Source organism: Azohydromonas lata NBRC 102462 (assembly GCF_001571085.1).
Classification (GTDB): Bacteria; Pseudomonadota; Gammaproteobacteria; order Burkholderiales; family Burkholderiaceae_C; genus Azohydromonas; species Azohydromonas lata.
Genome location: NZ_BCTC01000115.1, coordinates 1 through 18,904, shown reverse-complemented (window position 1 = coordinate 18,904; position 18,904 = coordinate 1). Strand labels below are relative to the sequence as shown.

The window sequence follows — 18,904 nt, the reverse complement described above, 5'->3', positions numbered from 1 at the left end:
TTTGGCGCGTTTCTCGGCTTCTTCGGCCTTGGCGCGCTTGTCCGCCTCAGCGGCAGCCTTGGCGCGCTTGTCGTCCGCCTCGGCCTTGGCCCGCTTTTCGGCTTCGGCCGCCTTGGCACGTTTTTCAGCCTCTTCGGCCTTGGCGCGCTTCTCGGCCTCGGCGGCCTTGGCGGCGCGTTTCTCGGCTTCCTCGGCCTTGGCGCGCTTGTCCTTCTCGGCCTGCTCGCGCTGCTCCTTGAGCTTGGCCTGGCGCTCCTGCTCGGCCTTCTCGGCCTTGTCCTTGGCGAGCTTTTCCGCGCGGGCCTTGTCGGCGGCGAGCTGTTCCTGGCGTTCCTTTTCCTTCTCGCGGCGCTCGCGCTCCAGTGCGATCTGCGCGTCGCGCGGCGAAGGCGCTGCGGCGGCCTTGGGCGGCGGCGGAGGCGGTGCCACCTTGGCCGGTGGCGGGGGAGGTGGGGGCGGCGCAACCCTGGCCGGCGGCGGTGGTGGCGGTGGCGGAGGGGCTGGCGCGGGCGCCGGCGCCGGCGCCGGTGCAGGCGGCGTGGCCTCGGCCTCGGCCGCGGCCGGTGGCGCGGCCACTTGCGGCACGGCCGTCCACAGCTCCGCGCTCACCGGCGTGGGCGCCTCGGCATGCCAGCTCACGCCCAGGGCCAGCGCACCGATGAGGCCCAGGTGCACGGCCGCCGAGATGGCCGCGCCGCGGCCCAAGCGGTCCGACGTGGGCGGACGCAAGGGGTCGTGCGTGGCCTGGCGCGGTGCCGGTGCCGCGGAAGGGGGAGAACCAGCCGGAAGCGCCATCAGCCGCCCTGCTTGACCGACAGGCCCACGCGCTGCACGCCCGCGCGCTGCAGCCTGTCCATGACCTGCACCACGCTCTCGTACTTCACCTGCCGGTCGGCGGAGATCACCACCGGCACGTTGGCGTCGCCGCCCTGGGCCGAGAGCACGCGCTCGCGCAGGTCGCCCAGCGCCAGCGGCTGCTCCTCGGCCTCGCCGTTGATCTTGAGCTTGAGCTTCTCGTCCTTGCCGACGATGACCTCGATCACCTTGTCCGGCCGCTGGCTGGACTTGCCCACGCTGGGCAGGTCCACGGTGCCGGTGGTGATCAAGGGCGCGCTGACCATGAAGATGATCAGCAAGACCAGCATCACGTCGATGAACGGGACCATGTTGATCTCGCTCACCGTGCGGCGGCGCCGTCCGCCGCCCCGGGCTGCAACGCTTGGCATGTCAGCGCCCCTGGGCCGCCGTCACCGGCGTCACGGTCGCGGGCGCACCGACGTTGCGCTGCAGGATGTTGGAGAACTCCTCGATGAAGGTTTCCAGCTGGATGGCCAGGCGGTCGATGTCGCGGGCGAAGCGGTTGTAGGCCATCACGGCGGGGATGGCGGCGAAGAGGCCGATGGCCGTGGCCACCAGCGCCTCGGCGATGCCGGGCGCCACGGTCGCCAGCGTCACCTGCGTCAGGTTGGACAGGCCCACGAAGGCATGCATGATCCCCCACACCGTGCCGAACAGGCCCACGTAGGGGCTGATGGAGCCCACCGTGGCCAGGAAGCTCAGGTGGCTTTCGATCACGTCCAGCTCGCGCTGAAAACTCGCGCGCATGGCGCGGCGTGCGCCGTCGAGCTGCGCGCCGGCGTCCAGCCGGCGCTCGCGCAGCTTCAGGAATTCGCGCATGCCGCTGGCGAAGATGCGCTCCATGGGCGCACCGTCGGTCTTGGTGCCGGCGGCCTCGTGCAGCTCCTGCAGGCTGCGGCCGGACCAGAACTCGCGCTCGAAGCCGTCGTTGCGCCCGCGCACGCGCTTCAAGCCGAACAGCTTGGCGAAGATCACCGTCCAGCTCGCGATGGACATGCCCATCAGCCCCGCGATGACGAGCTGGACGATGGGGCTGGCGTGCAGCACCAGGGTGACGATGGAGAGATCCTGCTGGTTCATCCGGCTTGGCTCGTTAAGGTGTTGATCAGTTCGTCAGGCATGCGCCGCGGGCGGAAGGTGTCGGCGTCCACGCAGCCGATGCGTATGCGCCCCTCGGCCAGCAGCGTGTCGCCGCGCCAGGCCTGCTGGTTCACCACCAGGCTGGCGCGCCCGGCGGGCTGCGGCAGCGCGGTGATGTGCAGCAGCTCGTCCAGGCGGGCCGGCGCGCGGTACTGCAGCGAGGTCTCCGCCACCACGAACATCAGCCGCTGCTGCGTGCGCAGCGCCTCCTGGCTGAAGCCCAGGTGGCGCAGCCACTCGGTGCGAGCACGCTCGAAGAATTTCAAATAGTTGGCGTAGAACACGACGCCGCCCGCGTCCGTGTCCTCCCAATACACGCGCACCGGAAAACGGAACGCGCGCACGTCCAGGTTCGTTGACCCGCTCATGCGCTTTTCCCTTGGTCAGCGCACCAGCAACTGGCGCAGGCGGCTCACCGCCTCGTGCAGTTGCGGCATCGCGTTGGCAAAGCTGAAGCGGACGAAGCGCTGCGTACCCGCGTGTCCGAAATCCTTGCCCGGCGTCACGCAGACCTGCGCCTTCTCCATCAGCTCGAAGGCGAAGTCCCAGGTGTTGTCGCAAAAGGCGCTGGCGTCGGCCCACACGTAGAAGGCCCCGTCCGGCACCACCGGCACCTTGAAGCCGAGGTCCTCCAGCGCGGGCACCAGCCAGTCGCGCCGGCGCTTGAACTCGGCGCGGCGCGCCTCGTACTCGGCCAGCGACGCGTCCTCAAAGCAGGCCAGCGCCGCGCGCTGCGCCACCGTGGAGGCGCAGATGAAGAGGTGCTGCGCCAGCATCTCCACCGGCGCCACCAGCTCGTCCGGCAGCACCAGCCAGCCCAGGCGCCAGCCCGTCATGCTGAAGTACTTGGAGAAGCTGTTGACGCTGATGACGTCCTCGCCCAGCCGCAGCGCGCTGTCGCCGTAGCGCTCGTCGAAGCTCAGGCCCAGGTAGATCTCGTCCACCACCGTGACGCCGCCGCGCGCGCGCACCGCGTCCACGATGCGGCGCATCTCCGCCGGGTCGATGGACGTGCCCGTCGGGTTGGAGGGCGAGGCCAGCAGCACGCCGCGCGTGGCCGGCGTCCAGGCGGCTTCCACCGCCGCGGCGTCCAGTTGGAAGCGGTGCGCCGGCGCCGTCTCCAGCAGCCGCGCCGTGGCGCCCGCGGCGGTGACGAAGTGGCGGTTGCAGGGATAGCCGGGGTCGGAGAGCAGCACCTCGTCGCCGGGCTCGAACAGCACCTGCGTGAGCAGTTGCAGCGCGGCCGAGGCGCCGGCCGTCACCAGGATGCGCCGCGCCGGCACGTCCAGGCCGAAGCGCCGCGCGTACCAGGCCGAGATGGCCTCGCGCAGCGCGGGCAGCCCGGCCGCGGGCGTGTACTGCGTGCGGCCCGCGTCCAGGCAGGCTTGGGCGGCGGCGAGCACGCTCGGCGGCGCCGTGAAGTCCGGCTCGCCGATGTTGAGGTAGAGCATGGGGCGCCCGCCCTGCGCGGGGTCGCACAGGGGGCCGCGCGCGATCTCGGCGGCGGCCTTGGCGCACTCCATGACGTAAAAGGGCTCGATGCGGTCGAGCCTTTGCGCCAGTTTCATCGTCGAAGAGGAAAAGGGGAGGCGGGCGCGGCGCGCCCAACCGTTCAGCGGCCTGCGCGGGCGCGCGCGGCGGCGACTTCCTGCGGGCGCAGCTCCAAGGCGGCCTTGTCCAGCACGCCGTTGACGTAGCGGTGGCCGTCCGTGCCGCCAAAGCTCTTGGCCAGCTCCACCGCCTCGTTGATGGCGACCTTGTAGGGCACGTCCAGGCAGTGCTTGAGCTCGTAGGCGCCGATCATGAGCACGGCGTGCTCCACGGGCGAGAGCTCGGTGGTCTTGCGGTCCACGTGCTTGGCCAGCACCGCGTCCAGCTCGGCCGCATCGTTGATGCCGCCGTGCAGCAGCGCGTCGAAGTGGGCGCGGTCGCACTTGTCGAACTCGCCCTCGTTCTGCTCGCGCAGGTGGGCTTCGATGGCACCGGCGTCCGCGCCGCCGATGAGCCATTCATACAGGCCCTGCAGCGCGTACTCGCGGGCGCGGCGGCGGGCCGACTTGGCCGCCGGGGCTTTCTTTTGGGGGGGATTCACAACAACTCGTCCAGCAGATTGGCCATCTCCACCGCCACGCGGGCGGCGTCGCGGCCCTTGGGTTCGGCGCGAACCCAGGCCTGATCCTCGTTCTCGACCGTGAGGATGGCATTGGCAATGGGAATCTGGTGGTCCAGGCCGATGCGGGTGACGCCCGCACCGCTTTCGTTGGCCACCAGCTCGAAGTGGTAGGTTTCGCCGCGGATGATGCAGCCCAGGGCGACCAGGGCGTCGAAGTGCTCGTCGCCGGCGGCCAGCGCCTTCAAGGCCAGCGGCACTTCCAGCGCGCCGGGGACGGTGACGAGGCGGATGCTGTCCTCCTCCACGCCCAGCGCGCGCAGCTCGGCGATGCAGGCCTGCTCCAGCGTTTTCGTGATGGCGTCGTTGAAGCGCGCCCGCACGATGCCAATGGTTAAGCCCTTGCCGTCCAGGCCCAGGGGTTGGCCTTGATCCGCGTCCAGCATGTTGATTAAGCGTCCTTGTCGTTGGGAGCGGCGACGAAGCCCGTCACCTCCAGCCCGTAGCCGGTCATGCTGGGCATGCGGCGCGGGTTGCCCAGCAGCTTCATGCGCGTCACGCCCAGGCTGCGCAGGATTTGCGCGCCCACGCCGTAGGTGCGCAGGTCGATCTGGCCGGTGCGCGGGGCGATGGTAGTGCCCGCGGGCGGCAGCACGCCGGGCAGCAGGGCGGCGGCGTCCTCGCCGCAGTTGAGCAGCACGGCCACGCCGGCGGGGGCGGCCTGCAGCCGCGCCAGCGCCGCGGGCAGCGGCCAGGAGTGGCGGCTGGCGCCCGTGTCCAGCAGATCCAGCACCGACAGCGGCTCGTGCACGCGCGCCAGCACCTCGTCGCCGGGCTTCCACTGGCCCTTGGTCAGGGCCAGGTGCAGGGCGCCGGAGCGGTCGCGGTAGGCGTGGCAGTCGAACGCGCCTTGGGGCGTCTGCAGCTCGCGCTTGCCCAGGCGCTCGATGAGCGTCTCGTTGTGGCTGCGGAACTGGATCAGGTCGGCGATGGTGCCGATCTTCAGGCCGTGTTCCCTGGCGAAAATTTCGAGGTCGGGCAACCGGGCCATGGTGCCGTCGTCGTTCATGACCTCGCAGATCACGGCCGCGGGCGTGAGCCCGGCCATGGCGGCGAGGTCGCAGCCGGCCTCGGTGTGGCCCGCGCGCATGAGCACGCCGCCTTCCTGGGCCTGCAGCGGGAAGATGTGGCCGGGCTGCACGAGGTCGGCAGGCACGGCGTCGCGCGCCACGGCCGCCTGCACGGTGCGCGAGCGGTCGGCGGCGGAGATGCCGGTGGTCACGCCCGTGGCCGCTTCGATCGAAACGGTGAAGGCGGTGCCGTGCGGCGTGCCGTTGCGCGTGGCCATGGGCGGCAGTTGCAGCGCCTCGCAGCGCTCGCGCGTGAGCGTCAGGCAGATCAGGCCGCGCGCGTGCTTGGCCATGAAGTTGATGGCTTCCGGCGTGACGTGATCGGCGGCCAGGACGAGGTCGCCTTCGTTTTCGCGGTCTTCCTCGTCCACGAGGATGACCATGCGGCCGGCCGCCAGCTCGGCGACCAGCTCGGGAACGGGTGAAATGGGCATCCCGCGATTGTAGGCGGGGCCCCGGGGTCGGGCCTTGTCAAACCCTTGCAAGCAGCCAACGCCCGCGGCGCTTATTGCCGGATCAGGCCGCCTTGAGCAGAGCCTCCCAGCCCTTTACTTCCCCGCGCTCAACATCCTCTCCACATACCGCGCAATCAGATCGATCTCCAGGTTCACGCCGCTGCCGGGCTTCAAGTCGCCCAGCGTCGTTTCCTGGATGGTGTGCGGGATGAGGTTGATGCTGAACTCGCAGCCCGCGTCGCTGTCCGTGACGCGGTTGACCGTCAGGCTCACGCCGTTGACGGTGATGGAGCCCTTGTAGGCCAGGAAGCGGCCCATCTCCTTGGGCGAGCGGATGCGCAGCTCCCACGACTCGCCCACGGGCGCGAAGTGCGTGACCTCGCCCAGGCCGTCCACGTGGCCGCTGACCAGGTGGCCGCCCAACCGGTCGTTGGCGCGCAGCGCCTTTTCCAGGTTGACGCGGCCGGTCTGGCCCAGGCCGGCCGTCAGGCGCAGGCTCTCGGCGGAGATGTCGATGGTGAACCAGGGCGCGGCCTTGTCGAAGGCGGTGACGGTCATGCAGGCGCCGTTGAGGGCGATGGAGTCGCCCGGCTCCACGTCGTCCAGGTAGCCCGCGGGCGGCTCGATGCGCAGCCGCTTGCCGTGCGTGCCGTCCGGGCCCAGGGGCTGCACGTCGCTGATGCGGCCCACGCCGCTGATGATGCCGGTGAACATGGTGTGTCTCTCTTGGGGGAAAGGGTCGGGGAACGGGTAGAAAAAAGGTTCAGAAGGAAAGCAGGTCAGAACGCGCCGCGGCCGGGCGGGCGCGCCAGGATGCGCAGGTCGCGGCCCACGGCCTCGAACTCGCGGAACTCGTACTCCAGCGCGTCGGCCAGCGTCGTCAGCGGCCCAAAGGCCGCCATCTCGCGGCCCAGGCCGATCAGCTTGGGCGCCAGGTAGACCAGCAGCTCATCGACCAGCCCGGTCTTGAGCAGCGAGGCATTGAGCTTGTGGCCGGCCTCGACGTGCAGCTCGTTCACGCCGCGCGCGGCCAGGTCCGCGAGCATGGCTGGTAAATCCACCTTGCCGCGCCCGCTCTCGGGGCAGAAGGCGACGTCCGCCCCCGCGCCGCGCAGCGCGGCCTCGCGCTCGGCGTTGGGCACGGCGCCGTAGACCAGCACCTCGCCCGGCGGCTGCAGCAGCTTGGCGCCCAGCGGCGTCTCCAGCCGGGAATCGACCACCACGCGCAGCGGCTGCTTGGCCGTGGGCACCAGGCGCACGTCCAGGCGCGGATCGTCTTCCAGCAGCGTGCCCATGCCGGTGAGCACGGCCCCGGCGCGCTTGCGCCAGGCGTGGCCGTCGGCGCGGGCGGCTTCGGCGGTGATCCACTGGCTCACGCCGTTCTCCAGCGCCGTGCGCCCGTCCAGCGAGGCGGCGATCTTCATGCGCACCCAGGGGCGCTTTCGGATCTGGCGCGAGAAGAAGCCGATGTTGAGCTCGCGCGCCGCCGCGGCCATCAGGCCCTCGTCCACGCGGATGCCTGCGGCGCGCAGCCGCGCGATGCCTTGCCCGGCCACCAGCGGGTTCGGGTCGCCCACGGCCACCACCACGCGCGAGAGGCCCGCGGCCACCAGCGCGTCGCAGCACGGCGGCGTGCGGCCGTGGTGGGCGCAGGGCTCCAGCGTCACGTAGGCCGTGGCGCCACGCACGTCGTGGCCGGCATCCTGCGCGGCGCGCAGCGCCATCACTTCGGCATGGGCCTGGCCCGCGGCCTGCGTGAAGCCTTGCACTTGCCAGCCGTCGCCGGCAATGACGCAGCCCACGCGGGGATTGGGTTCGGACAGGCCTATGGCCTCGTGCGCCAGGCGCAGCGCCTGCGCCATGGCCAACTCATCAAAGGCGGAAAAGTCCGTGGGGGAATTCATGCCCGGGATTGTGCCCAGCGCCGCGGCCCAACCGGACGATCGCGGGGTTGGCCGAAGTCAAGGCGCGCTGGAAGGCGCGGCCGCGGACGGCGAAGGCGGCAACAGCGTGACGGCGGGCACGGCCAGCGCCAGCGTGCCGCTGAAGCCGGGGTCCGGCGGCGCGAGCAGGGCGTTCAGGGCCACGGCGTCCTCCACGCCGTCACGGCCCGTCCAGGCCACGCGCACCGTGACCGCTTGCAGGCCCGTGCCGGCGTCGCGCACGCGGCGCTGCAACGTGAACGGGTCGGCGTCGAGGCTGGCGTCCCGCGTGGGCGCCATGGGCGCGGCGCGCAGCGTCTCCAGCTCGCGCTGCGCCAGCGCCAGGGCCTGGCGGCGCAGCCGGCCGGACTCCGCCTGCCCGTGCAGCGCCAGGTGCGCCTGCAGCAGCGCCAGCAGGCCTATGCCCATCACCACGGCCGCCACCAGCGCCTCCATGAGCGTCATGCCGCGCTGGCGCTCGAACCGTTCGCACCGTTGGCGTCGCTTCATTCGAAATCCTTCCAACTGCCGGGCACCGTGACGAAGCGCCCGGCCTGGCGCGCCAGGCGGCGCAGCAGCGCGGCGTCGCGCTCCAGGGTGGGCGCGCCGCTGCCCTCGCAGCAGTCGCCATCCACCAGCACCGCGCCGCGGATGAAGTCGCCGCCGGGCCGCGCATGCCACTGCAGCGACGCGGCCGCGAGCAGCCCGTGCAGCCGCACGCCCGGGCCCAGCCGCGCCGCGCCCTGCACGGCCAGCAGCACGGGCGCGTCCACGCTGCCCAGCGTCAGGCCGGCGGGCAGCGACAAGTCGCCGTCGACCCACAGCGCCTGTGCGCCGCGGTCGACGGCAGTGCGCAGGGCGTCGGCGCAATCGCCGTCGCAGCGCACTATTTGCATGCCGGGCGCGCGCGCCAGGTCCAGCGGGTCCAGGCCCAGGTGGCGGTGCAGCAACCGGCCCGCGGACAGCCGTGCCAGCTCGGGGTCGCGCTCGGCCACCAGGCGCAGGGTCTGGGCACGGTCCTCGCCCGGCTGCAGGGAAGAAGCGTCCACCACGCCTCCCGCATGCAGCAGCAGGCCCTGGGCATCGCGCTCGCGGGTGGACAGGTGCAAGTTGAAACCCGGCAGCCGCACCGTGCCGCGCACGGTCAGCGGCGCCGCCGGCAAGCCGGTGATCGCCGGCACCAGGGCCAGCAGCCACTCGGCGGGCGCCTGCGCGTCCAGCTCGCCCTCGCCGCAGCCCAGGCAGCCGCGCGAGCGCAGCGCCATCAGGTCCGCGCGCGGGCCCACGGCCACCTGCACGCTGAAGGAGGGCGTTTCAAGCGCCGATGCCGGCGCGCCGCTGCCGCCGCAGGCGCAGGCCCAGGCGCCATCGGCATCCAGCGTGCAGCCGGCCCGGCTGGGTTGGCCGTCGGCCTCCAAAGCGGGCGACAGCCGCAGGCCGGCCAGGGAAAAGATGAGCCGCTCGCGCAGCCGCTGCGCGCCGGCCTCGCTGCTGGGGGCGCAGGCGCCGTCCAGCCGCCCGGCGTTGAGTTGCGCCAGCGCCCATTGCAGGCCGGATTCCGCCGCCTCGTGCGCCTGCGCGCTGCGCTGCTGCACGCGCGCGCCGCGCAGCTCGGCCAGCAGCGCGCGGTGGGCGTGCAGGCTGGCCAGCAGCGCCAGCGCGCACAGCAGCAGCACGGTGACCAGGGCAACGGCGCCGCGCGGGCGTGCGGACCGCCCCGCCGCCGGCCGCCGCCGGTGGCGTTTCAGTGCGGGCATTCGCCCTCCACCACGTCGTTGCGCAACTGCACCTGGGTGTTGAGCGCGTGGGTGAGGGTGGGCTCGCGCGTGGCGAAGCCTTCCAGCCGCACGTCCAGGTTGCGTTTCAGCAGCCGCGGCGGGCAGATGCGGCCGGCGCCCGTGGCGCAGCTGCCTTGGGGGCGGGGGCGCTCGCAGTGGCGCTCCAGGTCCAGCGCGCGCTGGCGGAGCGTCACTTCGAAGGCGGTGACGGTCATGAAGGCCGCATCGGTCAACGGCTGCCAGTTGCCGCCCTTGAGTTGCTTCACCTGGCCCTCCACCAGGCGCAGCCCCGTGGCCTCGGCCTGGCTCACGCCGTTGGGGTCGGCCTCCGCCCCGCCGCCGGACCAGGAAAAGCGGATGCCGTCGCTTGGGCGCTCCGCTTCGGCGTCGTCCAGCGCGGCATAGGGGTTGGCGCGGGCGAAGTCGAAGTTGTCGGCGACGCCCAACTGCGCCTTCTCCCAATGCCCGGCGCGGCGCAGCTCGTGCACGGCCGCGTCGGCCACCGCCTGCATCTGCTGCTCCAGCCGCATGCGCAGCAGCAACTGGCGGTTGTCGAAGAGGAACTGCTGCAGCAGCGCCGTGGCCGCCGCCGCGACGAAGAGGCCGATGGCCAGGCCCACCAGCACCTCCAGCAGCGTCATGCCGGCGGTGTGGGGCTGGCGGCGCATGGCGGCGATCAGCAGGCCGTGAAACCCGGCACGGCGCCGTCGGGGGAGCAGCCGCGCACGCGGCCGACCACGCTCACGATTTCCTTCACGCCGCGCCCGCTGCGTGCCGTGAGGGTCAGCGAGGCCGAGGGCGTGACGGTGTGGCGCGGCGCGCTGAAGCGCAGCGACGGCGCGTTGCTCGACAGGCGCAGCGGCGTGTCGGCGCCGAGCACGTAGGCGCGCAGCAGTTGCGTGGGCGCGTCGCAGGCGGCCGCGCCGGTGGCGGCGTCGCAGCGGCAGCCCTGCGGCTCGCCGACGTGCACCAGCCAGCAGCGGGCGTCGGCGGCGTCGGCCAGAAAGCTCAGGCGCACGGTCTGCGAGCGCAGCTCGGCCGCGTCGCGCGCATAGGCCACGTCGGCCTCGAACTGCGCCGCCGTGCCCTGCAGGTGGCGGTTCTCGGCCATGGCGGAAAAGGAGGCCAGCGCCGCACCCACGGCAATGGCCAGCACCGCCAGCGTGACGAGTATCTCGACCAGGCTCAGGCCGCGCGGCTTGGAAACTGCGGGTTTATTCGAGGCTGGTATTCCCATGGCCGCAATTTATTCGGCGGCATGGGGAATTCACATGGGAGGAATGAACCGGTGGCGGCAGGGAAATCAAGCGGGAAAGGGTTTATTCGAATGGATTGCGGAATGAATATAGATCGGCGAATGCGGCAAATCCGCCGCAGGGGGCTGCCTTAAATATCTTTAATGATCTGTCGAAACTCGTCCACGTCCTTGAAGCTTCTGTATACCGAAGCAAACCGGACGTAGGCCACCTTGTCGAGTTTCTGCAATTCGAGCAGGACCAGCTCGCCCAGGCGGGAGGTGGACACCTCGCGCTGCCCGTCCTGCAGGAGGTGCTCCTGGATGCGCTCCAGCGCGCCCTCGACCTGCTCGATGCCCACCGGGCGCTTGCGCAGGGCGAGCTGCATGGAGGCGCGCAGCTTGGCGCGGTCGAATTCCACGCGCGAGCCGTCCTTTTTCACCACGGCGGGCAGCGTGATCTCGGCGCGCTCGTAGGTGGTGAAGCGGCGCTCGCAGCCCAGGCAGCGCCGGCGCCGGCGCACGGCGTCGTCGGTTTCGCGGGTCTCGACGACCTGCGTCTCGCCGTGGCTGCAAAAGACGCATCGCATGGGGGATGGGAGCCTGTGGGCCTTGAAAGTGTGTGTGCAACGAAGCAAACGGCCGGCCGGTGCACTGCACCGCCGGCCGCCGCCTCAACTCAATGACAAACGATCAGCCGCCGTAGACGGGGAAGCGCGCGGTCAGCGCCTTCACCTGCTCGCGCACGCGCTCGATGGTGGCGGCGTCGTGCGGGTTGTCCAGCACGTCGGCGATGAGGTTGGCCGTCAGGCGGGCTTCCTCTTCCTTGAAGCCGCGCGTTGTCATGGCCGGCGAGCCCAGGCGGATGCCGCTGGTGACCATGGGCTTTTGCGGATCGTTGGGGATGCCGTTCTTGTTGCACGTGATGTGCGCGGCGCCCAGGATGGCCTCGGCTTCCTTGCCCGTGAGGTTCTTGGGGCGCAGGTCCACCAGCATCACGTGGCTCTCGGTGCGGCCGCTGACGATGCGCAGGCCGCGCGCGGCCAGCGTTTCGGCCAGCGCCGCGGCGTTCTTGACCACCTGCTGCTGGTAGGCCTTGAACTCCGGCGACAGCGCCTCCTTGAAGGCCACGGCCTTGCCGGCGATCACGTGCATCAGCGGGCCGCCCTGGATGCCGGGGAAGATCGCGCTGTTGATCTTCTTGGCGATGGCCTCGTCGTTGCAGAGGATGATGCCGCCGCGCGGGCCGCGCAGGCTCTTGTGCGTGGTGGAGGTCACCACGTCGGCATGCGGCACGGGGTTGGGGTAGACGCCCGCGGCGATCAGGCCGGCGTAGTGGGCCATGTCCACCATGAAGTAGGCGCCCACGGCCTTGGCGACCTTGGCAAAGCGCTCGAAGTCGATGCGCAGCGCAAACGCCGAGGCGCCGGCGATGATCAGCTTGGGCTTGTGCTCGTGGGCCAGGCGCTCCATCGCGTCGTAGTCGATGTCTTCCTGGGCGTTGAGGCCGTAGCTCACCACCTTGAACCACTTGCCGCTCATGTTGAGCTGCATGCCGTGCGTGAGGTGGCCGCCCTCGGCCAGGCTCATGCCCATGATGGTGTCGCCGGGGTTGAGCAGGCCGAAGAACACGCCCTGGTTGGCCTGCGAGCCGGAGTTGGGCTGCACGTTGGCGTACTCGGCGCCGAAGAGCTGCTTCAAGCGGTCGATGGCCAGCTGCTCCACCACGTCCACATGCTCGCAGCCGCCGTAGTAGCGCTTGCCGGGATAGCCCTCGGCGTACTTGTTGGTGAGCTGCGAGCCCTGGGCCTGCATCACGGCCGGCGAGGTGTAGTTCTCGCTGGCGATGAGCTCGATGTGCTCTTCCTGGCGGCGGTTCTCGTCCTGGACGGCGGCGAACAGCTCGGGGTCGACGTTGGCAAGAGTGGATTGGGTGCGGTCGAACATGGCAGTCCTCAGCAATGCGTGTGGAGGTCCCGGTGTCCGGCACGCGGCGGCACGGACAAAAGGGCTGCCCAGGCGAACGGCTTGAAACGGCCGCGGACACCGGATCAAGTGCCCTTCAACCGCCCGCGCTCCACGGTGGTCCTCCACCTCGGGGCTTGCGGTGCAGCCCCTTATCGCCAGTCGCGCGGACCGTCAGTGTAGCGGAGGCGCCGCGGCTGCCCGTCCGACGCCCGGCGCGGGAATTTGGTCACGCTCCGGTCTTGACCCGCATCAACCGCCGATCAACTGCCCATCCATCGGGGCGCTGGACGAAATGGCCAGCCCGGATACTGGGCCAAACCCGTACCGAACTCGAAAAACCTCCCGCGGAGAGCGCTCATGCGTCAGTTCCTCGCCAACCTGAAGTTGGCCCACAAGTTCATGCTCATCGGCGCCGTGGCGGCGCTGATGGCGCTGCTGCCGTGCGTGCTGGCGGTCAACACTTTCCTGGAACAGCTGGGCCTGGCGAAGTCGGAGCTCGCGGGCATGGCGCCCGCGCGCGACCTGCTGGGCCTGATCCAGCTCACACAGCAGCACCGCGGCCAGTCGGCGGCCGTGCTCGGTGGCGACGCCTCGGTGGCCGCGGCGCGGCAGGAGAAGCAGGCGCTGGTGGAGCGCGCGCTGGGCCAGGCCAGGGCCTCGGTGGCGACGCTGGGCAACGACGGGCTCGCCGGCGCGGTGGGCGAGATCGAGCGCGACTGGCAGGCGCTGGCGGCCGACGTGGGCGGCCAGCGCGTGGAGGGCCCGCAGAGCTTCGCCCGCCACACCGCGCTGATTGGGCGGGAGCTGGCGCTGCTGGAGGACGTGGCCAATGCCAGCGGCATCGTGCTGCACCCGGATGCGCCGGGCTACTTCCTGCAGCTCGGCGTGCTCACGCACCTGCCGCGCCTGACGGAGGCGCTGGGCCAGGCGCGTGCCCAGGGCGTGCGGCTGCTGGTCAAGGGCGAGGCCACGCCGGAGCAGAAGGCGCGCGTGGACATGCTGATGGTCTTGGCGCGCCGCCACGCCGAGGACGCCGCCAAGGCGCTGGCGCTGGCCGGGCAGCGCGACGCCGCGCTGGGCCAGGCCATCGCCGCGCCGCTGGCGGCGGCGCGCGTCGCCGCCGAGGAGGGCGTCAAGCTGGTGGACGAGCGCATCGTGCGCGCCGAGGCGCTGACCCAGCCCGCGGCGGAGTTCAGCGCCGGCATCACGCGCGTGATCGACCAGCAGTTCACGCTCATCGACGCCTCGCTCAAGCAGCTCGAAGCGCAGCTGCAGCACAGCGTCGGCAGCGCGCGCCAGGCGCTGGCGGTGCTGCTGGGCGCCACCGCCGGGCTGCTGCTGTTTGGGCTGTGGATCATGTGGGCCGTCACGCACGGCATCAGCGGGTCGATCGCCCACGCGCTGGCCCTGGCCGAGGCCGTGGCCGCGGGCAAGCTCGACAACCGCATCGAGGGCGGCGGGCGCGACGAGGTCGGCCGGCTGCTGCGGGCGCTGGGCACCATGAACGGCAGCCTGGCGCGCGTGGTGTCCTCGGTGCGCAGCTGCACGGACCTCATCGCCACCGGCTCGCGCCAGATCGCCGGCGGCAACGCCGACCTGTCGCAGCGCACCGAGGCACAGGCCAGCAGCCTGCAGCAGACGGCCGCCTCCATGGAGCAGATGTCGGCCACGGTGCACACCAGCGCCGACACGGCGCAGCAGGCCACGCAGCTCGCCGGCGATGCCAGCCGCGCCGCCTCCAAGGGCGGCGAGGTGGTGGGCCAGGTGGTGGGCACGATGCGCGAGATCAACGACGCCTCGCACAAGATCGCCCAGATCACCGGGCTGATCGACGGCATCGCCTTCCAGACCAACATCCTGGCGCTCAATGCCGCGGTGGAGGCCGCGCGCGCGGGCGACGCCGGGCGCGGCTTCGCGGTGGTGGCCGGCGAGGTGCGCACGCTGGCGCAGCGCTCGGCCAGCGCGGCCCGGGAGATCAAGGGCCTGATCGAGGAGAGCCTGACCAAGGCCCAGGCCGGCAGCGCGCTGGCCGACCAGGCCGGCCAGGCCATGGGCGAGATCGTGGGCCAGGTGGAGCGCGTGCGCCAGCTCATCGCCGACATCAACAGCGCCACCAACCAGCAGGCCGACGGCATCGGCCAGATCAACGAGGCCGTGACGCAGCTGGACCGCACCACGCAGCAGAACGCCGCGCTGGTGGAGGAATCCGCCGCGGCGGCCGGCAGCCTGCAGCGCCAGGCCGAGCAGCTCGTCGAGGCCGTGGCCGCGTTCCAGTTGCCCGGCGGCCTGTTCGGCGCCCAGGCGGCCCATGGCGGGCGCATGGAGCGGGCCGCGGTGAGGGCGGGCTGAGCGGCCCGCGACGCCCACCGCCCGCAGGGCCGCAGGGCCGCGGCGCGGCGTTGCGTCGTCATCCGGCGCCACCGTTCGGCGTCGATCTCATGGCGACTCCGAATTGCGCTTTTGCGTCCGATGACCTTGGCGCGGCCGGCCCCGGTCCGGCGCTTGCCTAGAATCCTGCGCTTTTGGCTGCCTGCCTTCTTCATGTCCACACCTGTTGCTTTGCGCGCCCCGAGCTGGCGCCGGCGTGCCGTGTTGTCCGCGTTGGGCGCGACGGCCTGCGCACCGGCGCTGGCGCAGTTCCGTGTCGAGATCAGCGGCGTCGGCGCCACGCAGATTCCCATCGCCATCGGCCGCTTCCGCGACGAGAAGCTGGGCGGCCAGCCCATCAGCGAGATCGTGCGCGCCGACCTGGAGCGCAGCGGGCTGTTCCGCGCTTCCGAAGCGCCCGGCGCGCTGGACGAGGGCTCGACGCCCGTCATGAACGAGTGGAAGGGCCGCAACGTCGACGCGCTGGTGGCGGGCTCCGTCAGCCGCCTGGCCGACGGCCGCTTCGACGTGCGCCACAAGCTGTGGGACGTGGTCAAGGGCGAGGACCTGGGCGGCCAGGCCTTCGCCGTGCAGGCCCTGGACCTGCGCCTGGCTGCGCACCGCGTGGCCGACGCCGTCTACGAGCGGCTCATGGGCGAGAAGGGCGTGTTCTCCACCCGCATCGCCTACGTCACCCGCGCCGCGGGCCGCTACACGCTGCGCGTGACCGACGCCGACGGCGAGGGCGGACAGGTGGCGCTGGCCAGCCCGGAGCCCATCATCTCGCCGGCCTGGTCGCCCAACGGGCGCGAGCTGGCCTACGTGAGCTTCGAGACGCGCAAGGCCGTGGTCTGGGTGCAGGACATCTCCAGCGGCGCGCGGCGCAAGGTGGCCGACTTCCGCGGCACCAACAGCGCCCCGGCCTGGTCGCCCGACGGCAGCCAGCTCGCGGTGACGCTCTCGCGCGAGGGCGGCTCGCAACTGCACCTCATCAGCCGCAACGGCGGCGAGCCGCGGCGCCTCACCACCAGCTCGGCCATCGACACCGAGCCCGTCTTCACCCCCGACGGCAGCAGGATCTATTTCGTGAGCGACCGCGGCGGCGGCCCGCAGATCTACCGCATGGGTGCCGGCGGCGGCTCGCCGGAGCGCGTGACCTTCAACGGCAGCTACAACATCAGCCCCGCCATCAGCCCCGACGGCCGCTCCATGGCCTACGTCACGCGCCAGGGCGGGGGCTTCAAGCTCATGCTCATGGACCTGGGCAGCGGCGACACCCGCGCGCTCACCGACTCCACGGACGACGAGAGCCCCAGCTTCGCCCCCAACGGCCGGCTGATCATCTACGCCACCCGCGGCGGCGGGCGCGACCTGCTCATGACCACCACGCTGGACGGCCGCATCAAGACGCGGCTGCTGTCCTCGGGTCTGGACGTGCGCGAGCCGGCCTGGGGGCCCTTCGGCCGCTGAGCGGCCCTGAACAACCGGCCCCCGGGCCGGAGCGCGTGCCGGAACTTCCCGGCCGGCCGCGTGACCTCAGCCGCTCTCCTTCACGAAGCGGCAAGGTGGATGGGACAAAATTTTTGGATCTTCAAGGAGAGGTAGAGATGAAAGCATTTCGTGGCGGCCTGAGCGCCCTGGCCGTAGCGGCCCTGCTGGCCGGTTGCGCTTCCGGCGTCAAGCTCAACGACACGCCCGTGGAAACGCGCACGCCCACGGCGGCCGACGCCAATGCCGGCGCCGCCGGTGCGGGCAACGGCGCGGCGCAGTCGCAGGTCACGACCGTGAACGTGGACCCCAACGCCGCGCTGGCCAACGCGCCGCGCGTCGTGTACTTCGACTTCGACAGCTTCGTGGTCAAGGACGAGTACCGCTCCGTGGTCGAGACGCAAGCCAAGCGCCTGAACGCCGACAAGTCCAAGCGCGTGAGCGTCGAAGGCCACACCGACGAGCGCGGCGGCCGCGAATACAACCTGGCCCTGGGCCAGAAGCGCGCCGAGGCCGTGACCCGCGCCATGACGCTGCTGGGCGTGAGCGCCAACCAGGTCGAGCCCGTGAGCTTCGGCGAGGAGCGCCCGGCCGTGCAGGGCAGCGACGAGGCGGCCTTCGCCAAGAACCGCCGCGCCGAGATCAAGGACCGCTGACCATGAGCAAGGCACCGCGTTTCCTGGCCCTGGCGGCCGCGCTTGCGCTGGCGCTGCCCGCGGCACGCGCCGAGATGTTCCCGGACAACGAAGCGCGGCGCGCCATCCTGGAGCTGCGCAAGCAGGTCGAGGACGCGTCCAAGGCCCAGAAGGCCCTGGACGCGCAAATGCAGGAGGAGCTCACCAACCTGCGCCGCAGCCTGGTGGACCTCAACAACCAGATGGAGACGCAGCGCGCCGAGATGGCGACGCTGCGCGGCACCAACGAGCAGCTCGCCCGCGACGTGGCCGAGCTGCAGCGCCGGCAAAAGGACATCGCCCAAGGCGTGGACGAGCGCATGCGCAAGCTCGAGCCGCAGAAGGTCACCGTGGACGGCAAGGAGTTCACGGCCGAGGTGGACGAGAAGCGCCAGTACGACGAGGCCGTGGCGCTGCTGCGCAACGCCGACTTCAACGGCGCCGCCGCCGGCTTTGCCGCCTTCATGAAGCGCTGGCCGCAAAGCGGCTACACCGACGCCGCGCGCTTCTGGCTGGGCAACGCCCTGTACGGCAAGCGCGACTACAAGGAGGCGATCGCCACCTTCCGCGCCTTCGTCGCCGCCGCGCCGCAGCACCCGCGCGCGCCGGAGGCGCTGCTGGCCGCGGCCAACGCCCAAATCGAAGCCAAGGACACCAAGGCCGCCCGCGCCACGCTCGGCGACCTGGTGAAGAACTACCCGCAGTCCGAAGCCGCCGTGGCCGGCAAGGAGCGCCTGGCGGTGCTCAAGTGAGCATCGCCACCGCCGCCCAGGGCGGCGAGCCGCTGCTGGCGCTGCCGGAAGCGGCCGGCCTGGACGAGGCGGACGACGAGCGCCGCTTCGGCGGCTTGCGCCGGCTGCACGGCGAGGCGGCCTACGCGCGGCTGCGCGGCGCGCGGCTGGCGGTGGTGGGCGTGGGCGGCGTGGGCTCCTGGGCCGCCGAGGCGCTGGCGCGCTGCGGCGTGGCCTCGCTCACGCTCATAGACCTGGACCACGTCGCCGAATCCAACATCAACCGCCAGATCCAGGCCCTGGGCTCCACCCTGGGCATGGCCAAGGTGCAGGCGCTTCGGCAGCGCATCGCCGACATCCACCCGCGCTGCGAAGTCCACGGCGTGGAGGAGTTCGTGGAGCCCGGCAACTGGCCCGCGCTGCTGCCCGCGCCGGTGGACGGGCTCATAGACGCCTGCGACCAGTCCAAGGCCAAGCTGGCCCTGGCCGATTGGGCGCTGCGCGAACGCGTGCCGCTGGTGGCCGTGGGCGCGGCCGGCGGCAAGCTGCAGCCGCAGCGCGTGGAGGTCGATGACCTCGCCCACACCACGCACGACCCGCTGCTGGCCGGGCTGCGCCAGCGCCTGCGCAAGCTGGGTGCGCCGCGCAGCGGGGCCATCGGCGTGCGCTGCGTGTTCTCGCGCGAGAGCGTGCTGCCGCCGCAGGACGCGGCCTGCTCGGTGGACGGCAGCCTCAACTGCCACGGCTACGGCTCCAGCGTCACCGTCACCGCCACCTTCGGCATGGTGGCCGCGGCGGAGCTCATCCGTCTGGTGCTGGCGCGGCGCTGAAGGCGGCGAGGGCGCCCGCTCTGGGCGCCGAACGCGAAACTTCAAAAAAACATTCGCAAGGGGTTTGCAAAGCCAAAAATCCCCTGCTAGAATGCAAGGCTTCGCGGATGACAACGCAGGGGTTGTTAGCTCAGCCGGTAGAGCAGCGGACTTTTAATCCGTTGGTCGCAGGTTCGAATCCTGCACAACCCACCAGTGTCATTTGCGCAAGGTTTATTC

At 71.4% G+C, this 18,904-nt stretch carries 20 protein-coding genes, 1 tRNA gene, 1 pseudogene and 1 riboswitch; of the genes and pseudogenes, 6 read left to right on the top strand and 16 right to left on the bottom strand.

Going from position 1 to position 18,904, the window contains the following annotated elements; all coding sequences use genetic code 11:
- The 16 genes and pseudogenes from ALA01S_RS25895 to glyA form a co-directional block, all read right to left on the bottom strand.
- Positions 1-795 (bottom strand): annotated as a pseudogene (locus tag ALA01S_RS25895) (hypothetical protein); the annotation flags it as partial.
- Positions 795-1,226, bottom strand: coding sequence for a protein TolR (tolR, locus tag ALA01S_RS25890; RefSeq protein ID WP_066342188.1), 432 nt, complete (start codon positions 1,224-1,226; stop codon positions 795-797). The pseudogene ALA01S_RS25895 and the gene tolR, both read right to left, overlap by 1 nt.
- A 1-nt stretch (position 1,227) precedes the next feature.
- Entirely contained in the window at positions 1,228-1,938 is a 711-nt protein-coding gene (tolQ, locus tag ALA01S_RS25885) for a protein TolQ (protein WP_066342187.1), read from the bottom strand.
- On the bottom strand, positions 1,935-2,366 hold the full coding sequence (gene ybgC, locus ALA01S_RS25880) for a tol-pal system-associated acyl-CoA thioesterase (protein ID WP_066342186.1): 432 nt from the start codon (positions 2,364-2,366) through the stop codon (positions 1,935-1,937). The genes tolQ and ybgC overlap by 4 nt, the downstream gene beginning before the upstream one ends.
- 15 nt (positions 2,367-2,381) lie before the next feature.
- Positions 2,382-3,566 (bottom strand): pyridoxal phosphate-dependent aminotransferase, encoded by a 1,185-nt coding sequence (locus ALA01S_RS25875; protein ID WP_066342185.1) that lies wholly within the window; start codon positions 3,564-3,566, stop codon positions 2,382-2,384.
- Positions 3,567-3,610: 44 nt separating this feature from the next.
- On the bottom strand, positions 3,611-4,090 hold the full coding sequence (nusB, locus tag ALA01S_RS25870) for a transcription antitermination factor NusB (protein WP_066342184.1): 480 nt from the start codon (positions 4,088-4,090) through the stop codon (positions 3,611-3,613).
- On the bottom strand, positions 4,087-4,554 hold the full coding sequence (gene ribH, locus ALA01S_RS25865; protein WP_066342183.1) for a 6,7-dimethyl-8-ribityllumazine synthase: 468 nt from the start codon (positions 4,552-4,554) through the stop codon (positions 4,087-4,089). Before ribH ends, nusB begins: the two co-directional genes overlap by 4 nt.
- 5 nt (positions 4,555-4,559) lie before the next feature.
- Positions 4,560-5,672, bottom strand: a complete 1,113-nt coding sequence (ribBA, locus tag ALA01S_RS25860; RefSeq protein WP_066342182.1) for a bifunctional 3,4-dihydroxy-2-butanone-4-phosphate synthase/GTP cyclohydrolase II — start codon at positions 5,670-5,672, stop codon at positions 4,560-4,562.
- A gap of 114 nt (positions 5,673-5,786) precedes the next feature.
- Positions 5,787-6,407, bottom strand: a complete 621-nt coding sequence (locus ALA01S_RS25855) for a riboflavin synthase (protein WP_066342181.1) — start codon at positions 6,405-6,407, stop codon at positions 5,787-5,789.
- A 65-nt stretch (positions 6,408-6,472) separates the two neighbouring features.
- Entirely contained in the window at positions 6,473-7,597 is a 1,125-nt protein-coding gene (gene ribD, locus ALA01S_RS25850) for a bifunctional diaminohydroxyphosphoribosylaminopyrimidine deaminase/5-amino-6-(5-phosphoribosylamino)uracil reductase RibD (RefSeq protein ID WP_238455951.1), read from the bottom strand.
- 57 nt (positions 7,598-7,654) lie between these two features.
- Complete coding sequence (locus tag ALA01S_RS25845) at positions 7,655-8,125, bottom strand: type IV pilus modification PilV family protein (protein ID WP_066342179.1); 471 nt, start codon at positions 8,123-8,125, stop codon at positions 7,655-7,657.
- On the bottom strand, positions 8,122-9,372 hold the full coding sequence (locus ALA01S_RS25840) for a hypothetical protein (protein ID WP_066342178.1): 1,251 nt from the start codon (positions 9,370-9,372) through the stop codon (positions 8,122-8,124). Before ALA01S_RS25840 ends, ALA01S_RS25845 begins: the two co-directional genes overlap by 4 nt.
- Positions 9,360-10,061 (bottom strand): prepilin-type N-terminal cleavage/methylation domain-containing protein, encoded by a 702-nt coding sequence (locus ALA01S_RS25835; protein ID WP_066342177.1) that lies wholly within the window; start codon positions 10,059-10,061, stop codon positions 9,360-9,362. The genes ALA01S_RS25840 and ALA01S_RS25835 overlap by 13 nt, the downstream gene beginning before the upstream one ends.
- A gap of 8 nt (positions 10,062-10,069) precedes the next feature.
- On the bottom strand, positions 10,070-10,630 hold the full coding sequence (locus tag ALA01S_RS25830; RefSeq protein WP_084267960.1) for a GspH/FimT family pseudopilin: 561 nt from the start codon (positions 10,628-10,630) through the stop codon (positions 10,070-10,072).
- Between the two features lie 149 nt (positions 10,631-10,779).
- The gene (gene nrdR, locus ALA01S_RS25825) at positions 10,780-11,217 is read right to left on the bottom strand and encodes a transcriptional regulator NrdR (RefSeq protein WP_066342175.1); all 438 of its coding nucleotides are present in this window, start codon (positions 11,215-11,217) and stop codon (positions 10,780-10,782) included.
- Between the two features lie 103 nt (positions 11,218-11,320).
- A complete protein-coding gene (gene glyA, locus ALA01S_RS25820) occupies positions 11,321-12,574 on the bottom strand; it encodes a serine hydroxymethyltransferase (protein ID WP_066342174.1) in 1,254 nt (417 codons plus the stop codon).
- Between the two features lie 59 nt (positions 12,575-12,633).
- A riboswitch (ZMP/ZTP riboswitch) is annotated at positions 12,634-12,768 on the bottom strand.
- 184 nt (positions 12,769-12,952) lie between these two features.
- Between glyA and ALA01S_RS25815 the strand changes: the two genes are divergently transcribed.
- The 6 genes from ALA01S_RS25815 (at position 12,953) to ALA01S_RS25790 (ending at position 18,880) form a co-directional block, all read left to right on the top strand.
- Entirely contained in the window at positions 12,953-14,944 is a 1,992-nt protein-coding gene (locus ALA01S_RS25815; protein ID WP_084267958.1) for a methyl-accepting chemotaxis protein, read from the top strand.
- A 192-nt stretch (positions 14,945-15,136) separates the two neighbouring features.
- Positions 15,137-16,432 carry a Tol-Pal system beta propeller repeat protein TolB gene (tolB, locus tag ALA01S_RS25810; protein WP_066342191.1) on the top strand — a complete coding sequence of 432 codons (1,296 nt, stop codon included), beginning with the start codon at positions 15,137-15,139 and terminating at the stop codon, positions 16,430-16,432.
- Between the two features lie 137 nt (positions 16,433-16,569).
- Positions 16,570-17,106, top strand: a complete 537-nt coding sequence (gene pal, locus ALA01S_RS25805) for a peptidoglycan-associated lipoprotein Pal (RefSeq protein WP_066342173.1) — start codon at positions 16,570-16,572, stop codon at positions 17,104-17,106.
- 2 nt (positions 17,107-17,108) lie between these two features.
- Positions 17,109-17,876: a tol-pal system protein YbgF gene (ybgF, locus tag ALA01S_RS25800; RefSeq protein WP_174548659.1), complete on the top strand. Its 768-nt coding sequence runs from the start codon at positions 17,109-17,111 to the stop codon at positions 17,874-17,876.
- 32 nt (positions 17,877-17,908) lie between these two features.
- Positions 17,909-18,685 (top strand): tRNA threonylcarbamoyladenosine dehydratase, encoded by a 777-nt coding sequence (locus tag ALA01S_RS25795; RefSeq protein ID WP_084267959.1) that lies wholly within the window; start codon positions 17,909-17,911, stop codon positions 18,683-18,685.
- Between the two features lie 119 nt (positions 18,686-18,804).
- Positions 18,805-18,880, top strand: a tRNA-Lys gene (locus ALA01S_RS25790).
- Positions 18,881-18,904: the final 24 nt, after the last annotated feature.